The 15215-nt window shown below is 43.6% G+C and carries 16 protein-coding genes and 1 riboswitch; of the genes, 11 read left to right on the plus strand and 5 right to left on the minus strand.

Annotation, left to right across the window (positions count from 1 at the left end):
- Positions 1 to 90: 90 nt before the first annotated feature.
- From J2Z20_RS11560 to ppnP, 5 genes are all read left to right on the plus strand, one after another.
- Positions 91 to 1218, plus strand: a complete 1128-nt coding sequence (locus J2Z20_RS11560; protein WP_209849953.1) for a deoxyribonuclease IV — start codon at positions 91 to 93, stop codon at positions 1216 to 1218.
- A 23-nt stretch (positions 1219 to 1241) separates the two neighbouring features.
- Positions 1242 to 2141 carry a formyltetrahydrofolate deformylase gene (purU, locus tag J2Z20_RS11565; RefSeq protein ID WP_209849956.1) on the plus strand — a complete coding sequence of 300 codons (900 nt, stop codon included), beginning with the start codon at positions 1242 to 1244 and terminating at the stop codon, positions 2139 to 2141.
- A 129-nt stretch (positions 2142 to 2270) separates the two neighbouring features.
- Positions 2271 to 2453 carry a hypothetical protein gene (locus J2Z20_RS11570; protein ID WP_209849958.1) on the plus strand — a complete coding sequence of 61 codons (183 nt, stop codon included), beginning with the start codon at positions 2271 to 2273 and terminating at the stop codon, positions 2451 to 2453.
- Between the two features lie 281 nt (positions 2454 to 2734).
- On the plus strand, positions 2735 to 4753 hold the full coding sequence (gene tkt, locus J2Z20_RS11575) for a transketolase (RefSeq protein WP_209849960.1): 2019 nt from the start codon (positions 2735 to 2737) through the stop codon (positions 4751 to 4753).
- A 40-nt stretch (positions 4754 to 4793) separates the two neighbouring features.
- Complete coding sequence (ppnP, locus tag J2Z20_RS11580) at positions 4794 to 5105, plus strand: pyrimidine/purine nucleoside phosphorylase (protein ID WP_209849963.1); 312 nt, start codon at positions 4794 to 4796, stop codon at positions 5103 to 5105.
- 72 nt (positions 5106 to 5177) lie between these two features.
- Here ppnP and J2Z20_RS11585 read toward each other — a convergent pair whose 3' ends face one another.
- Complete coding sequence (locus tag J2Z20_RS11585; RefSeq protein WP_209849966.1) at positions 5178 to 6077, minus strand: NAD(P)-dependent oxidoreductase; 900 nt, start codon at positions 6075 to 6077, stop codon at positions 5178 to 5180.
- Positions 6078 to 6242: 165 nt separating this feature from the next.
- Between J2Z20_RS11585 and J2Z20_RS11590 the strand changes: the two genes are divergently transcribed.
- The 5 genes from J2Z20_RS11590 (at position 6243) to J2Z20_RS11610 (ending at position 10978) form a co-directional block, all read left to right on the plus strand.
- Positions 6243 to 7598 carry a glucose-6-phosphate isomerase gene (locus J2Z20_RS11590; protein WP_209849969.1) on the plus strand — a complete coding sequence of 452 codons (1356 nt, stop codon included), beginning with the start codon at positions 6243 to 6245 and terminating at the stop codon, positions 7596 to 7598.
- A 101-nt stretch (positions 7599 to 7699) separates the two neighbouring features.
- Complete coding sequence (locus tag J2Z20_RS11595) at positions 7700 to 8332, plus strand: YigZ family protein (protein WP_209849972.1); 633 nt, start codon at positions 7700 to 7702, stop codon at positions 8330 to 8332.
- Positions 8333 to 8337: 5 nt separating this feature from the next.
- Positions 8338 to 8919 carry a TetR/AcrR family transcriptional regulator gene (locus J2Z20_RS11600; RefSeq protein WP_209849976.1) on the plus strand — a complete coding sequence of 194 codons (582 nt, stop codon included), beginning with the start codon at positions 8338 to 8340 and terminating at the stop codon, positions 8917 to 8919.
- Between the two features lie 215 nt (positions 8920 to 9134).
- Positions 9135 to 10199: a sulfate/molybdate ABC transporter ATP-binding protein gene (locus J2Z20_RS11605; protein WP_209849979.1), complete on the plus strand. Its 1065-nt coding sequence runs from the start codon at positions 9135 to 9137 to the stop codon at positions 10197 to 10199.
- An 11-nt stretch (positions 10200 to 10210) separates the two neighbouring features.
- On the plus strand, positions 10211 to 10978 hold the full coding sequence (locus J2Z20_RS11610; protein WP_209849982.1) for an MBL fold metallo-hydrolase: 768 nt from the start codon (positions 10211 to 10213) through the stop codon (positions 10976 to 10978).
- Between the two features lie 95 nt (positions 10979 to 11073).
- On the opposite strand, the gene J2Z20_RS11615 is transcribed toward J2Z20_RS11610, so the two are convergent.
- From J2Z20_RS11615 to lplA, 3 genes are read right to left on the minus strand one after another with little or no spacing between them, the layout of a single operon-like run.
- The gene (locus J2Z20_RS11615) at positions 11074 to 11877 is read right to left on the minus strand and encodes a Cof-type HAD-IIB family hydrolase (RefSeq protein WP_209849985.1); all 804 of its coding nucleotides are present in this window, start codon (positions 11875 to 11877) and stop codon (positions 11074 to 11076) included.
- Positions 11870 to 12817, minus strand: a complete 948-nt coding sequence (locus J2Z20_RS11620) for a DMT family transporter (protein WP_209849988.1) — start codon at positions 12815 to 12817, stop codon at positions 11870 to 11872. The genes J2Z20_RS11615 and J2Z20_RS11620 overlap by 8 nt, the downstream gene beginning before the upstream one ends.
- Positions 12818 to 12822: 5 nt before the next feature.
- On the minus strand, positions 12823 to 13824 hold the full coding sequence (gene lplA, locus J2Z20_RS11625; RefSeq protein ID WP_209849990.1) for a lipoate--protein ligase: 1002 nt from the start codon (positions 13822 to 13824) through the stop codon (positions 12823 to 12825).
- Positions 13825 to 14014: 190 nt separating this feature from the next.
- On the opposite strand from lplA, the gene cobC reads away from it, so the two are divergent.
- Positions 14015 to 14656, plus strand: coding sequence for an alpha-ribazole phosphatase family protein (gene cobC / locus J2Z20_RS11630; protein WP_209849993.1), 642 nt, complete (start codon positions 14015 to 14017; stop codon positions 14654 to 14656).
- On the opposite strand, the gene J2Z20_RS11635 is transcribed toward cobC, so the two are convergent.
- Positions 14622 to 14894, minus strand: a complete 273-nt coding sequence (locus J2Z20_RS11635; protein ID WP_209849997.1) for a hypothetical protein — start codon at positions 14892 to 14894, stop codon at positions 14622 to 14624. The two genes, cobC and J2Z20_RS11635, sit on opposite strands and share 35 nt — an antisense overlap.
- A 129-nt stretch (positions 14895 to 15023) precedes the next feature.
- A riboswitch (cobalamin riboswitch) is annotated at positions 15024 to 15214 on the plus strand.
- The last annotated feature ends 1 nt before the right edge of the window (position 15215 follow it).

The raw sequence follows: 15215 nt of genomic DNA on the forward strand, positions 1-15215 counted from the left end.
TTTTCTAATTATGAATTATAACGCATTTCTTTATTTATTTCGATAATCAAGTTAAAATAAGGAATAAATTCACATGATAGGGGATAGTTTATGTTGAAAATTGGTTCCCATGTATCGTTTTCGGACAAGGGTCTATTAAATGCTGCGAATGAAGCTGCTTCTTACGGCTCCAGTTCGTTTATGATATATACTGGCGCACCTCAGAATACGCGTCGTAAACCGATGGAGTCCATGTACCTTGAAGAAGGTAAGAAAGTGATGCAGGAAAACGGCGTTAGTGAAATTGTCGTGCATGCACCTTATATTATCAACTTAGGTTCGTATAAATCGAACACATATGAACTTGCGGTTAATTTCTTGCAAGAGGAAATTCGCCGTACACAAGCTATTGGTGTCAAAAATATCGTACTGCATCCAGGTGCATATACAGATAAAGATGCCGAATATGGAATAAAGCGTATCGCTGAGGGTCTTAATGAAGTGCTCGGAGGTACAGAAGATACGGACGTGAACATCGCACTCGAGACGATGGCAGGCAAAGGCACGGAGGTTGGCCGCTCATTCGAAGAAATTGCCGAGATTATCGACAAAGTGCAGTACAATGAACGATTGACGGTATGTATAGATACCTGTCACATTCACGACGCAGGGTATGACATTGTAAACGATCTGGATGGTGTTCTAGAAGAGTTCGATCGTATTGTTGGGTTAAACCGAATTGCCGTTGTCCATATCAATGACAGCAAAAATCCAACCGGCGCTCGTAAAGACCGTCATGCAACAACAGGCTCCGGATGGCTTGGATTTGAAACCATTAACAACGTGGTCCATCATGATGGACTTAAAGGACGTCCGTTCATTCTAGAAACGCCTTGGATCGGGAAAGATGCAAAGACGCAGCGTCCAATGTACGAAGCTGAAATTGCGATGCTGCGCGGAAGTGTGAAAGAACGTTTCGGTGATGAATTTTTGAACGACGTCGATATGCTGCATTCATTCTTTAAAAAGCAAGATATCGATCCTCGGGCTTTCGTACTGGGCACGTGGGATGTGCTGAAAAATGACGCGAAAGCGAAAAAAGCAGATCCGCGTGAACCAATGGAACGTCTATATGATCTAGTTGTTGAAGCAAGACTGTTCCCAGAATTGACTGAGGAACAAATTAACCACCGACTAACTGCCTGGTTTGCAGGCAAGGAATGGCTGCTTACTGTTTAATTATGGAGAGGAAGAATTATAAAATGGAGGCACACATCAAAGCGAATCAACACGCTGCAAAGGATGGTCAGCACAATCGTGCGCGCATGCTTATTTCTTGTCCGGATGGACCGGGGATTGTCGCTGCGGTATCACGGTTTCTGCACGAACATGGCGCAAATATCGTACAGTCCGATCAGTATACAATGAATCCAGAGGGCGGCATGTTCTTCATGCGCATTGAATTTGATCTTCCGGAGCTCGATGCGAATTTACGTCAGCTGCAAGTTGACTTTGCTCAGGTTGCCGCAAACTTTAACATGGAGTGGAAGATTACAACGGTAAGCCGTAAGAAGAAGCTGGCGATCTTCGTGTCGAAGGAAGATCACTGTTTGGTAGAGCTCCTATGGCAATGGCAAGCAGGCGATCTCGACGCTGAAATTGCGATGGTCGTCAGCAACCATAACGATATGCGCGAATACGTTGAATCGTTCGGCATACCATATCATCATTTTCCAGTTACAGCGGATACGAAGAAAGAAGCTGAGCAGCGGCAACTGGAAATTGTCGGCGACGATATTGATGTCATCATTCTCGCTCGTTATATGCAGATCATCTCACCGACATTTATCGAGCATTACCGCAATCGTATTATTAATATTCACCATTCATTCTTGCCAGCGTTTGTTGGAGGCAAGCCGTACCAACAAGCTTATGAACGCGGGGTGAAAATTATTGGAGCAACCGCTCACTATGTGACTGAAGAGCTCGACGGCGGTCCTATTATTGAGCAGGACGTTCAGCGCGTAAGCCACCGCGATGATGTGACTGAGCTGAAGCGAATTGGACGCACCATTGAGAGAGTTGTTCTAGCAAGAGCCGTAAAATGGCATATTGAAGACCGAATTCTTGTTCATCAAAATAAAACAGTTGTATTTAACTAGTCTTGAGTCTCTAATAAGCATGAAAGTTCCATCCATAAGGTTGGAACTTTTCTTATTGGAACTAATTTCTACTTCAATTCGTTTATTACTTTAAAGTGAACATTCTCGAATGTTGAATGGGAAAGGGGTGTGATTAGCGGCATCGCTCAGTTTTATGGCTGTCGTCGTTATTGCAACCCTCCAGTGTACAGCATCGTCTTCTTATATGGTGTTCGACAAAACCATCACTTGACTGAGCAAAATTCATTCTCATGGACCGGCTCCATACTCGGTGTAGATCCGATTGCAGCACTTCTAAAATTCGTCCGCTGAAAAAGCACAGTATAATAGTATAGGATTGAAAAGCTTAGGATAAAACATAAGAAAAAGGCTAGCCTGAAAAAAACAATCAGCTAGCTTTTTTTGTATGGATAAGTAAGTAAAGGTGGTATAGGACAAAATGAATTTATGATGAAAATTTTGAAATGAAAAGGTTTACTTTTAATATCGTTATGGAAAAGGTGCTCACCAAGTGATACAATACAATAAGTCAAAATGACATTTACGCCATTTTAGAGCACTTCGAACTATATACAAACTAGGAGGATTAAGCCATGACTGAAAAAAATCATGCAATTGACAATTTGTCAATTACAACGATCCGTACGCTTGCGATCGATGCAATTGAGAAAGCAAACTCAGGACATCCTGGTATGCCAATGGGTGCCGCACCTATGGGTTACCAATTGTTCGCTAAAACAATGACACACAATCCGGATAACCCAACATGGATTAACCGTGACCGTTTCGTACTGTCTGCTGGACACGGTTCCATGCTTTTGTATAGCTTGCTTCACCTTTCCGGCTACGCTTTGCCATTAGAAGAATTGAAACGATTCCGTCAATGGGGCAGCTTAACACCGGGTCACCCTGAATTTGGTCACACAGCTGGTGTTGATGCAACAACAGGTCCACTTGGTCAAGGTATTGCTATGGCTGTAGGTATGGCAATGGCTGAAGCTCATTTGGGCGCTACTTACAACAAAGACAATTTCAAAATTGTTGACCACTACACATACGCAATTTGCGGCGACGGCGACTTGATGGAAGGCGTTTCCCACGAAGCAGCTTCCCTTGCAGCACATTTGAAACTAGGTAAATTGGTTGTTCTTTACGATTCCAATGATATTTCTTTGGATGGTAAACTAAACCTTAGCTTCTCTGAAAGTGTTCAAAAACGCTTTGAAGGTTATGGCTGGCAAGTTCTTCGCGTTGAAGACGGTAACGACCTTGCTGCAATTGAAAAAGCAATTGAAGAAGGTAAAAAAGATACAACTCGTCCAACTCTGATTGAAGTGAAAACAGTCATCGGATACGGCAGTCCTAACAAACAAGGTAAAGGCGGTCATGGCGGTACACACGGATCACCACTTGGTAAAGAAGAAGCGAAATTGACTAAAGAATTCTACGGTTGGAAGTACGAAGAAGACTTCTATGTTCCAGCTGAAGTTCGTGAACATTTCGCTGCTGTTAAAGCTCGCGGTATTGCTGCAAACAAAGCATGGGATGAACAATTTGCGAAATACAAAGCTGCTTATCCTGAGCTTGCTAAACAATTTGAACTTGCGCTTGCTGGCGATCTTCCTGAAGGTTGGGACAAAGAATTGCCTAAATACAGCGTAGAAGACAAAGCTGTTTCTACTCGCGTTGCTTCTGGTAAAGCACTTAACGGACTTGTAAACGGAGTTCCTCAATTGATCGGTGGTTCTGCTGACCTTGAAAGCTCAACAATGACTCACCTTAACGGTCAAGAAAGCTTCACGCCAGCTGACTACAGCGGCCGCAACGTATACTTCGGTGTTCGTGAATTCGGTATGGCAGCAGCAGTTAACGGTATGATGCTTCATGGCGGCGTAAAAGCATTTGGCGGTACGTTCTTCGTATTTACAGATTACTTGCGTCCAGCTGTACGTCTTGCAGCTATCATGAAAGTACCTTCTGTGTTCGTACTTACACACGACAGTATTGCAGTTGGTGAAGACGGTCCTACACATGAACCAATTGAACAACTGGCTTCCCTGCGCATTATTCCAGATCTTACTGTTATTCGTCCAGCTGACGCAAACGAAACTTCTGCAGCATGGGCATATGCAGTTGAGAACAAACAAAACCCAGTTGCACTTGTACTTACTCGTCAAAACTTGCCAATTCTCGAAGGTACTGCTGAGAAAGCTCGCGAGGGTATCAAACGCGGTGCATACGTTGTATCTGATGCGAAAAATGGCAAACCAGTTGCTCAAATCTTGGCAACAGGTTCTGAAGTACAACTTGCTGTTAGAGCACAAGCTGCGCTTGCTGAAGAAGGTATCGAAGTACGTGTCATCAGCATGCCAAGCTGGGATCTGTTCGACAAACAAGATCAAGCATACAAAGATTCTGTTATCTTGCCAGACGTTAAAGCTCGTCTAGCTGTGGAAATGGCTCATCCATTCGGTTGGGAACGTTTTGTAGGCGAAAAAGGCGATATTCTTGGCATTAACAAATTTGGTGCATCCGCTCCTGGGGATAAAGTTATGGCTGAGTATGGATTCACTGTTGAAAATGTAGTAAGCCGCGTTAAAGCTTTGCTGTAATTTAAAGTCATTTACTTGTAGATGGGAGCAGTGAGAGGCAATGGCACAGTTTCAAAATGCTACGGTTGTTAAAGAAGCAAATGTTTATTTTAACGGTAATGTGACCAGTCGAACTGTGCTGCTTGAAGATGGCAGTAAAGTGACGCTCGGTATCATGCTTCCAGGAACCTATGAATTCGGGACAGACACAAAAGAAGTCATGGAGATTCTATCCGGTGATTTGAAAGTGTTGTTGCCTGATGCGAAAGATTGGACCCACATTCAGGGCCAAGGTACTTTCAGCGTACCCGCGCAGCGTACCTTCAAGCTTGAGGTGCGGTCTGTAACGGATTACTGCTGCTCATATCAGTAAAATAAATAAAAGAGGGTAAGAGCCGAAACTTATGTTTCGGACTTACCCTCTTTTTAACCGATTACTGTAAAGTTATTGAAGCGGTTTACCATTAATCGTGTGACCGATCCATTCCTCATAGCATTTCACAACAGCGGATAGATCTTCTTCACCGTAGCCTTTCGTTTGCCCGGCTTGAAACAAGCTTTTGGCGAGATTCAGCATCGGTGTAGGAACTCCGATTCCGTCGGTCAATGATGATGCTAATTTCAAATCTTTCAGCATGAGCTGAAGTGAGAATTGATTGCTGAAATCGTGCTCAATAATTTTGCGGCCTTTTAGGTCGGCGGCTTTACTGCCTGCTGATCCAAGCTGTACGAGTTCGAGGAAAGCATCTGCTGGAATACCGGATTTGGACGCTATGGCGAAGCCTTCGGCAAGTGCAAGATTGTTGATCCCAACCATCGTGTTATGAGCAAGTTTAGCAACAGCTCCGCTGCCGTTTGGACCCATGTGAATCACTTTTTTACCAAGTGTATCGAATACGTCTTGCTGTTTGGCAATTGTTTCAGCATGACCGCCAACCATGAAGACAAGCGTACCATCGATGGCCGCAGGTTTACTGCCGGTTACTGGCGCATCAAGGAACTGACAACCTTTTGCTTCGATTTGGCCCGCTAGTTTCTTGACGAGTTCAGGCGAAATCGTACTGCAATCGATAACCGTCATTCCGGATGCAAGAGCCTTCAAAATTCCTTGCTCGCCTTCATATACTTGAGCGATCGAATCATCGTCGCTGACCATTGTAATAATGACTTCAGCACCTTCAGTCGCATCACGTGGTGCCATAGCTACGGAAGCGCCTAGTTCCGCTAACGGCGCAGTTTTGGAAACAGTGCGGTTATAGACAGTGACATCGTAACCTTGTTTGAGCAGATTGGATGCCATAGGAGCTCCCATAGTTCCTAATCCGATAAATCCGATTTTTTTCACAAAAAATCACCTTCTATGTCGTAATGGAAAACAAGAAACATTTTATCATGTAAACAGTAAGGTGTATATTAGGAAACTTGTCAGGGCAACTAAATTAAAGTATTCTATTTCTAGTTGTTTGAGACAATATAAAGATAATTAAATCAACAGGGAGGCAACCATACCATGTCTAAAAAAGTAACATTTGACTACAGCAAAGCGCTGTCGTTCGTTAGTCAACATGAAATTGATTATTTCGCAGAACCAATTAAGCTAGCTCATGAACAACTCCATAACAAAACAGGTGTAGGTTCTGACTATACTGGCTGGATTGATCTGCCAACAAATTATGACAAAGAAGAATTTGCGCGCATTAAAAAAGCGGCTGCGAAAATTCAAAGCGACTCCGATGTTCTGATCGTAATCGGTATCGGTGGTTCGTATTTAGGTGCACGCGCAGCGATTGAAATGCTATCACATTCTTTCTATAACCTGCTTCCAAAAGACAAACGCAAAACTCCGCAAGTGTTCTTTGCAGGTAACAACATCAGCTCTACATATGTGACCCATTTGCTTGAGCTTATCGATGGCAAAGATTTCTCCGTCAATGTTATCTCTAAATCAGGTACAACGACTGAGCCTGCTGTTGCTTTCCGTATTTTCAAAGCGGAACTCGAAAAGAAATATGGTAAAGAAGAAGCTCGCAAACGCATCTATGCAACAACTGACAAAGCAAGAGGCGCGCTGAAAACAATGGCTAACGCAGAAGGCTATGAGACCTTCGTCATCCCTGATGATGTAGGCGGACGTTACTCTGTGCTCACTGCTGTAGGTCTATTGCCGATCGCAGTAGCTGGCATTAACATTGATGAAATGATGCAAGGCGCAGCGGATGCAGCGAAAGAATACAGCAATCCGAACGTAGCTGAGAACCAAAGCTATCAATATGCAGCAGTTCGCAATGCCCTTTATCGCAAAGGTAAAGCAACTGAAATTCTCGTGAACTACGAGCCTTCACTGCATTTCGTATCTGAATGGTGGAAACAACTTTACGGCGAAAGCGAAGGTAAAGACCATAAAGGGATCTACCCAGCTTCTGTTGACTTCTCAACAGATCTTCACTCCATGGGTCAATTCATCCAAGAAGGTACACGTAATTTGTTTGAAACGGTTATCCAAGTTGAAGAGGTACCTGAACACATTACAATTGAAAAAGATCCTGAAGATCTAGACGGCCTAAACTTCTTGGCTGGCAAAACGATGGATTTTGTTAACAAAAAAGCATTCCAAGGAACCATGCTTGCACATACAGATGGTCAAGTTCCGAACTTGATCGTAACAATCCCTGATATGTCAGCTTATTCTTTCGGATATCTTGTTTATTTCTTTGAAAAAGCGTGCGGAATCAGCGGCTACTTGCTTGGCGTTAACCCATTTGACCAACCTGGCGTGGAAGCATATAAGAAAAATATGTTTGCACTCCTTGGCAAACCAGGTTATGAAAAAGAAAAAGCAGAGCTTGAAAAAAGACTTTCCGAATAATATAATCTTAGTTTAAATAGATATAAACCAAGAAAGCAGTTCACCCTTCGTATATTCGGGAGAGCTGCTTTCTTGGTACATAAGTAAGGACGGTAACAGTTATGTTGGAACGCTATAAAACAGTTAGACAGCCTGGAATTAAAGAAATTGTCATTCGAAAATCGAGGTTTATCGGTCATATTATGCCTGTCGAAACGGAAGAAGAAGCGATCGCATTCGTTGAAGAGATTAAGAAAAAGCATCGAACGGCTACCCATAATTGCTCCGCTTACATGGTCGGTTGGCGCGATGAGATTCAGCGGGCGTCAGATGACGGGGAGCCAAGCGGAACCGCGGGCAAGCCGATTTTGGAAGTTATTAAAAATAACGGGCTGAAAAATGTCGCTATCGTTGTGACAAGGTATTTTGGCGGTATTTTGCTTGGTGCAGGTGGACTGCTCCGCGCATATACGGATGGCGCGGTCGCTGCTATCGAAGCTGGGGAGCCGATTACGCGTGTACTTCATCAACAAATTTTTATAGAAGTGGACTACACTTGGTTAGGCAAACTTGAGAATGAGCTCCGCAATCGTGAAATGCGAATGGGCGAAACGATATTTACGGATAAAGTGATGCTGACTTGTCTGCCGCTCGTATCTGAGGCAGAAGCATTTAAAGCATGGATCACTGATTTGACACAAGGACAGGCGGCCATATCGGAAGGGGAACAGCTTTATTATATTGAAGGAGAATAATGAGTATGGCGAGAAGAGCAGTAGAGCAGGAGCTTTCACGTGAACGTATTCTGGAAGCAGCCAGGCATTTGTTCATCACAAAAGGTTATCGTGCAATATCGATGCGCAGCATCGGTCAGCATCTCGGGTATAGTCATGGATCTTTATATTATCATTTCAAAGAAAAAGCGGAACTTTTCTATGCTATCGTGGCCCAAGATTTCAAGCATGTTGCCTGCTTAATGCAGCAGGTGATGATAACTCCGCCCAGTGAAGGATTTACGAAGGTAGAACAACTTATGTTGGAGTTTATCGCATTTGGGCTCGATCATCCTCATCAATATGAAATGATGTTCATGATTCGGGATGAAGAATTGTTATCATACTGCAGAGCTGAGCAAGAACGATGTATTAAGCTTTTCTCTACTATGGTCAGGCAATTTATGAATACAGATCGTCTAACGGATTTAGAAATGCAAGCGATACCACTTACTTTGTTTTTAGGTATGAACGGCTTTATCTCTTACTATATTCACGATCGTGTAAGCTTTGAAGATGTGAGGGATGCTGCGATCACACATGTTAAAATTTTGTGCCAAAATGTATAAAAGGCCTTTTATTATCTCTCCGTACTTCATTGCTGTGCATTATTGCGACATTAAATCTTCACATCGTTATAGTGAATGTCTAATTGACGATTATAGTCAACTTTTGGTAAAGTATTGATAAGCGTTAAATTCCAAGTATTACCGTAGGATTAATAGTTGAAGCCTATATGGCTAAGCGCGCTGAGGGGATATCGGAGAGAGGAGTGTGCTCATTAATGCATGTGGAGGTACGTAATCTAAATAAGCATTTTGGTCCATTTCATGCGGTGAAAGACGTTAGTTTTAATATTGCAAAGGGACACCTTATTGGTCTGCTTGGGCCAAGCGGTGGAGGCAAGACTTCTGTTCTGCGGATGTTGGCAGGTCTTGAAGCGCCGGACTCAGGTGAAATTCGCTTTCACGGGCAATTGGTCAATCAGCTCCCTCCTCAGGAACGAGGAATCGGTTTTGTATTTCAAAATTATGCGTTATTTAAACATATGACTGTATATGATAACATTGCTTTTGGACTCAAGGTTAAGAAATCATCCAAAGCTCACATTAGAAAACGTGTTATGGATTTAATTGAATTGACTGGACTCAGTGGCTTTGAGAACCGCTATCCTCACCAGCTCTCCGGAGGACAACGCCAACGGGTCGCTTTTGCTCGCGCCTTAGCCCCTGAACCGCAGCTGTTGCTGCTTGATGAGCCTTTTGCTGCGATTGATGCGAAGATTCGTCAGGAACTTCGTTCGTGGCTCAAGGAACTGATTGAGAATGTAGGCGTCACGTCCATTTTTGTAACACATGATCAGGATGAAGCGATTGAGGTAGCAGATGAAATTATGATTATGAATCAGGGACAATTGGAGCAGAAAGGGACGCCTTGGGATATTTACAAACATCCGCAGACACCATTCGTTGCGACGTTTATCGGTGAGTCCACTTTAATTCATCAGATTGCTGACCTCCGAGGGTTCGAGGAAGCACGACGCTCGCCGAACATACAAGCGCTCATTCGCCCAGAATATATTGAAATTGGGGATGAACATGAATTTAATGTCATTTCCGCTACAGAACAGGGGATTGTCAAGCAATTGCATTTCCGCGGCAGCGAATGGCTTGTTGAGGTGGAAGTAGGTCCATATACGCTTAAAACGTACCGCTCGCTGGAGAAGGAGACACTCCGAGTCGGACAGCACGTGCGTGTACTTATACATCGTGCGTATTTATTTAATGAAGATAATAGCTGGATGATTGAAAATGGGCTGAAGACCGACCCAATGCCGATTATTATTTAGGAGACAAGACCATGCATAGAATAACGTTTCTTGGAACAGGGGACGCCATGGGTGTTCCCCGTGTTTATTGTGACTGCTCTGTCTGTAAAGAGTCCAGAGGATCTGGACTGAACAGACGCCTTCGATCATCCGTTTGGGTAGAAGGAGAAGGGCAGTCTTTTATTGTGGACTGTGGGCCAGATTGGCGAAGCCAGATGGAGATGATAGGGCTTCGCACGATTGAACATTTGCTGATCACGCATGCCCATTTCGATCATATCGGCGGTTTGCCTGAATGGGCAGACGCATGCCGCTGGCTAGGAAAGAAAGGGCAACTCTATGCACCCCAGGAAGTCATTCAGACGATCAGTGATCAATTTCCTTGGCTCCCGAGAAATATCGATATGCATCCGATTGACAGTGGTGTTCAGCTTGCAGGCTGGAACATTTCCGCTTGGAAAGTGAACCACGGGAAAAATGGTTACGCTTATGCTTACCGGTTTGCAAAGGAAGGTTATACTTGGGCGTACTGCTCAGATTCTATTGCACTCACAGAGGAGCAGAAGAATCCGCTGCATGGCTTAGATCTGCTTGTACTTGGCACAAGCTTTTATCATGAGGAAGCAGAATTCAGCACAAGATCTGTATATGATATGATCGAGGCGTTTGAACTGCTTGGAGAAGTGAAGCCAACGCAAGCAATATTTACGCATATGTCACACGATGTTGATTTGAATCGTACATATCCTTTACCTGCGCATGTTCAGCTCGCGAAGACGGGCATGAAGATTTCTTTATAAAAACTAAAGCATGCTGTATGTTGATCATACGGCATGCTTTTTGTTATTGAATACGCACTTCACCTATGTGCTCCATATGACTTTTACGGTTACCTTTATTCAGCCTTTTGCAAAATAAACTTATCAATAACGTGCTTTACACCTTCCTCGTTGTTGGTAAGTGTAACGTAATCCGCAATTTCCTTCAATGAATCGACTGCGTTGCCCATCGCTACGCCGAGTCCGGCGGCTTCAATCATTTCGTGATCGTTCCAAGAATCGCCGATTGCAATGACCTCAGACAAATGGCAATTGTAATGTTTGGCCAAGAAGGTGAGCGCATCGCCCTTCGTTCCTTCGCGGTGCATGATTTCTAAATATTGAGGCTTCGATTTGGTAATATGAACTTCGCTGCCGAGCAAATCACGCAGAATCGGAGCGATCTCATCTAGACGTTCAGGCTCGTCAATAATGAGCATTTTGTAAGTCGGCTCTTCAATTAATGCATCGAAGTCCTGATCTATAATGTATGGAATTTTTGAAGCATTAGCGTAAGCGATAAGCTTCTCATTCTCTTCAAGAGCATGCAGACGATCATTGACATAGAGTTGTACATGGAGGTTATGTTCTTTACAGTATTCAAGCAGCTTACGAGCTGCATTAATCGGCACGAAGCGTTCATACAGCACTTTCTCGTCAAGCAGATTTTTAATGAGCGCTCCTTGGTACGTAATAATAGGAACATTAAGTCCAGTCTGACGAGCTATCGCTTGAGCTGAAGCGTACATACGTCCAGTAGCGAGCGTGACTACGACTCCTTTGTCCGTTGCTTCCTGTAAAGCACGTGAAGTAGCTTCGGTCACTTCCATATGATCGTTGATGAGCGTATCATCAATGTCTATCGCAATGAGTTTATACATTAGGCTCTCTCCTCGAATTTATCTCTATTTTGTTCTCTTGTACAGCGGTATTGTTCGCAGATTTCAATTCGGCAGTGATCATTCCGATCAGAATAAGCAGACATCCGAACAAGGCTAAAGTTCCAATCTTCTCACCCGCGAAGAATACGCCGGTAAATGCAGCGAAGACAGGCTCCATCGTGAAAATAACGGCAACGCGGGATGGTGTGGTGTACTGTTGACAGGCCGTTTGAATCCAAAATGCAAAAGCGCTCGTCGGTCCAATCGAGATTAGAAGTGCGATCAAAACGTCAGGTTGAACGAGCAAATCGAGCGTTTGTGAAAGCGGGCCAACATCTTCTATGAAAAAAGAAAATATTGTACTGAGCACGCCGACTACGGCTAATTGGATGACGGATAGCGCAAGCGCAGGATAGTGCGGCGCATAAATACCCGTGAATGCAATTTGCAGCGCAAAGGCGACAGCACATAGAAGAATGAGCATATCCCCATAGTTCCATTTCATTATTCCACCTGAGAAGGTTAGCATATACAGTCCAGCGGCTGCAAGAAGAACACTGAACCAAGTATATCGGGATAATTTATGTCTCAGTAATGTTGCGGCAATCATCGGCACAAGGACGACAGATAAGCCTGTAATAAACCCAGCATTCGATGTTGTCGTGTACAATAAACCCATCGTTTGCAGCCCGTAGCCTAGAAATAAAAATATGCCAAGCAATGCGCCATGAAGCCACATTTTACGCGACATTTGTCTCCACTGATCTCTATAAAATATACTGATAATAAGTGCTAGCAGAAGCGATGCTCCAATAAATCGGAATCCGTTAAACGCGAGCGGCGGCAATACTTTCACCGCATTTTGCACGATCAGAAATGTACAGCCCCACATCATGGCGACAAACAGCAGGCTGAGATCTGCGAGGCGGGATGATTTCATATCCGTTATCCTTCTAGGAAAATCAAACCGATAAAGTCATCGAATTCGATATTGCCAAAGTAATGATTCAGATCAAAGCCTTTTAGAGCCGCGCGTACTTCCGATTCATCATAACGTTTATTCCGAAGTGCATTTTCAATATCCGAAACGTCGCCAACGCCGAAGAAATCGCCGTAAATTTTCATATTTTGAATACGGCCGTCTTTAATATTCATCCGAAGATCAACAAAGCCAGTAGAGAATTTTTTCGCATGTTTTACATTGCTCTCTGGCGATTCTCCGTAATTCCATTCCCAATTCTGATAGCGTTCTTTAGAGATTTCATGGATTCTAGCCCAGTCCTCTTCCGTAAGTACATACTGCGGAACCTGATCAGGTTCCAACCCGAAAATGTGGCGAAGAAGATTCGCCCGAAACTCTTCGATTGTAATTTTGTGATCCAAAAATTCTGAAATGTTAGCAACACGACTGCGTACCGATTTGGTGCTCTTAGATTCAAACTTCTCAGGTCTAACATGCAGTGCGGATTGAACGTTCTCCAGCTGTGAATCCAGCATGAGTGTCCCGTGGCTGAACATCCGGCCGCGAGTCGCAAACTGGGCGTTACCGGATATTTTGCGCTCGCCGACTTGAATATCATTTCGTCCTGTCAGCTCTGCATTTACACCCATTTGTTTCAGAGCTTCAATGACAGGCTGGGTGAATTTAAGAAAGTTGTTAAAAGATTGTCCATCATCTTTGGTTAAAAAGCTGAAATTGAGGTTGCCTAAATCGTGATATACAGCCCCCCCGCCTGACAAGCGGCGAACTACTTTTACATTATGTTCTTTTACATACTCGTGATTGATTTCTTCAATCGTATTTTGGTGCTTGCCGATTATGATTGAAGGCCCGTTGATGTAGAAGAGCAAATAGCTGTCATCCATCGGCAGATGCTTAAGTGCGAATTCTTCAATCGCCAAATTGATAGCTGGATCTGTGATCCCTTGATTATCAATGAACAACATGCGGTTATCCTCCATTTTTATATAAATTGGCCTAGGATTGATCCAAAGTTCCATTTTTATTGTAAACCAATTATTTGGCAGTGACAAAGGAAAAGAACATTGACGGACGATGAAATGTGCGTACATAATGAGACATTATATTTTTGGAACATAAGAAGATCGTCGGAATCATAGAAGGAGAGCTCGAACGATGAACGGGAAGGTGCGGCTTGTACTTATTCGGCATGGGAAGACACAGTGGAACGCGGAGCGGCGTTATCTGGGGTATACCGATCTGGCTCTCATACCAGGTGCATATAATGAGCTTTCTGTACTGAGGCAGCGGCTCGAAAAGGTCGATTTTCAAACTGTATATTGCAGTGATTTGACACGGTGCCGGGAGACACTAGCGTATATTCGCCCAGATTTAAAGTTAGTGGCGAACTATGACGCACGTTTACGTGAGATGAATTTCGGACAATGGGAGGGTCAGACCTATGAGATGCTGAAGAATAATCCACTATACCGCGAGTGGCTGGACCATCCTAAAGATGTAACACCGCCCGGCGGGGAATCGTGGCAGGTGTTTGAAAATCGGGTGTCTGATTTCATGAACGAGCTGCTAGAAACAGTGCGAATACGGGGAGATAAAGCGATTTATCAAGAGGAACAGAGCAATCACGTGTCTAGAGCAGATGCCCCCAACATTCTGATCATCACGCATGGCGGTGTCATCCGAATGCTATACACATTGCTAAGAGAAGATGCAGATTTCTGGGATCTCCAGCTTGAACCAGGAAGTGCAGTGACGATTGATGTTACTCTTTATACTTCATTCCAATTCCAGTTATAGCCTTGTGTCCATGATCCATCTCATCTAGTGATTCGAGTTTGTGAGAAGCGGCATCGACACGAATGGCAGTTGCCAAAGAAGACAGAAAGAAGATCCCAATAAACACTGGCAGTAAAGTATAAAAAGGCAGGTCAACTATTCGATTTACAAAATACAAAATACCAGGGTAAATGATAACAAAGAAGATGATGAGTGAAATTTTCACTTTAAGATTGAGACGGTGTTTAGGTTTAGACATAAAAAGCCCTCCTTTTTGTATTCTATTTTATATCCATCTTATCGAAATTTTTCCACTAATTATACTTCTTATTGTCAGATTTCCACTTTTCACCTATAATCTATCCTTGAGAAAGGCTTGAACAAACGAATATTTCAATGTCCATGAGGTCCCAACGTATCGATGTATACTTAGGGTTAATAGGGAAGCCGGTGCAAATCCGGCACGGTCCCGCCACTGTAAAACAGGGATAAGCTCATCGTGCCACTGTCATGTTGATGGGAAGGCGAGCTTATTATACAACCTGTAAGTCAGGAGACCTGCCCATGGATGAGACTGACG

The organism is Paenibacillus sediminis (assembly GCF_017873765.1).
Taxonomy (GTDB): Bacteria; Bacillota; Bacilli; order Paenibacillales; family Paenibacillaceae; genus Paenibacillus_AG; species Paenibacillus_AG sediminis.

What these genes read in the sequence shown, in the direction of transcription:
- J2Z20_RS11610 (WP_209849982.1), top strand. Translation starts at nt 10,211, where the DNA reads ATGCATAGAATAACGTTTCTTGGAACAGGGGACGCCATGGGTGTTCCC.
- J2Z20_RS11600 (WP_209849976.1), top strand. Translation starts at nt 8,338, where the DNA reads ATGGCGAGAAGAGCAGTAGAGCAGGAGCTTTCACGTGAACGTATTCTG.
- J2Z20_RS11615 (WP_209849985.1), bottom strand. Translation starts at nt 11,877, where the DNA reads ATGTATAAACTCATTGCGATAGACATTGATGATACGCTCATCAACGAT.
- lplA (WP_209849990.1), bottom strand. Translation starts at nt 13,824, where the DNA reads ATGTTGTTCATTGATAATCAAGGGATCACAGATCCAGCTATCAATTTG.
- J2Z20_RS11635 (WP_209849997.1), bottom strand. Translation starts at nt 14,894, where the DNA reads ATGTCTAAACCTAAACACCGTCTCAATCTTAAAGTGAAAATTTCACTC.
- J2Z20_RS11605 (WP_209849979.1), top strand. Translation starts at nt 9,135, where the DNA reads ATGCATGTGGAGGTACGTAATCTAAATAAGCATTTTGGTCCATTTCAT.
- J2Z20_RS11560 (WP_209849953.1), top strand. Translation starts at nt 91, where the DNA reads ATGTTGAAAATTGGTTCCCATGTATCGTTTTCGGACAAGGGTCTATTA.
- J2Z20_RS11590 (WP_209849969.1), top strand. Translation starts at nt 6,243, where the DNA reads ATGTCTAAAAAAGTAACATTTGACTACAGCAAAGCGCTGTCGTTCGTT.
- J2Z20_RS11620 (WP_209849988.1), bottom strand. Translation starts at nt 12,817, where the DNA reads ATGAAATCATCCCGCCTCGCAGATCTCAGCCTGCTGTTTGTCGCCATG.
- J2Z20_RS11595 (WP_209849972.1), top strand. Translation starts at nt 7,700, where the DNA reads ATGTTGGAACGCTATAAAACAGTTAGACAGCCTGGAATTAAAGAAATT.
- tkt (WP_209849960.1), top strand. Translation starts at nt 2,735, where the DNA reads ATGACTGAAAAAAATCATGCAATTGACAATTTGTCAATTACAACGATC.
- ppnP (WP_209849963.1), top strand. Translation starts at nt 4,794, where the DNA reads ATGGCACAGTTTCAAAATGCTACGGTTGTTAAAGAAGCAAATGTTTAT.
- purU (WP_209849956.1), top strand. Translation starts at nt 1,242, where the DNA reads ATGGAGGCACACATCAAAGCGAATCAACACGCTGCAAAGGATGGTCAG.
- cobC (WP_209849993.1), top strand. Translation starts at nt 14,015, where the DNA reads ATGAACGGGAAGGTGCGGCTTGTACTTATTCGGCATGGGAAGACACAG.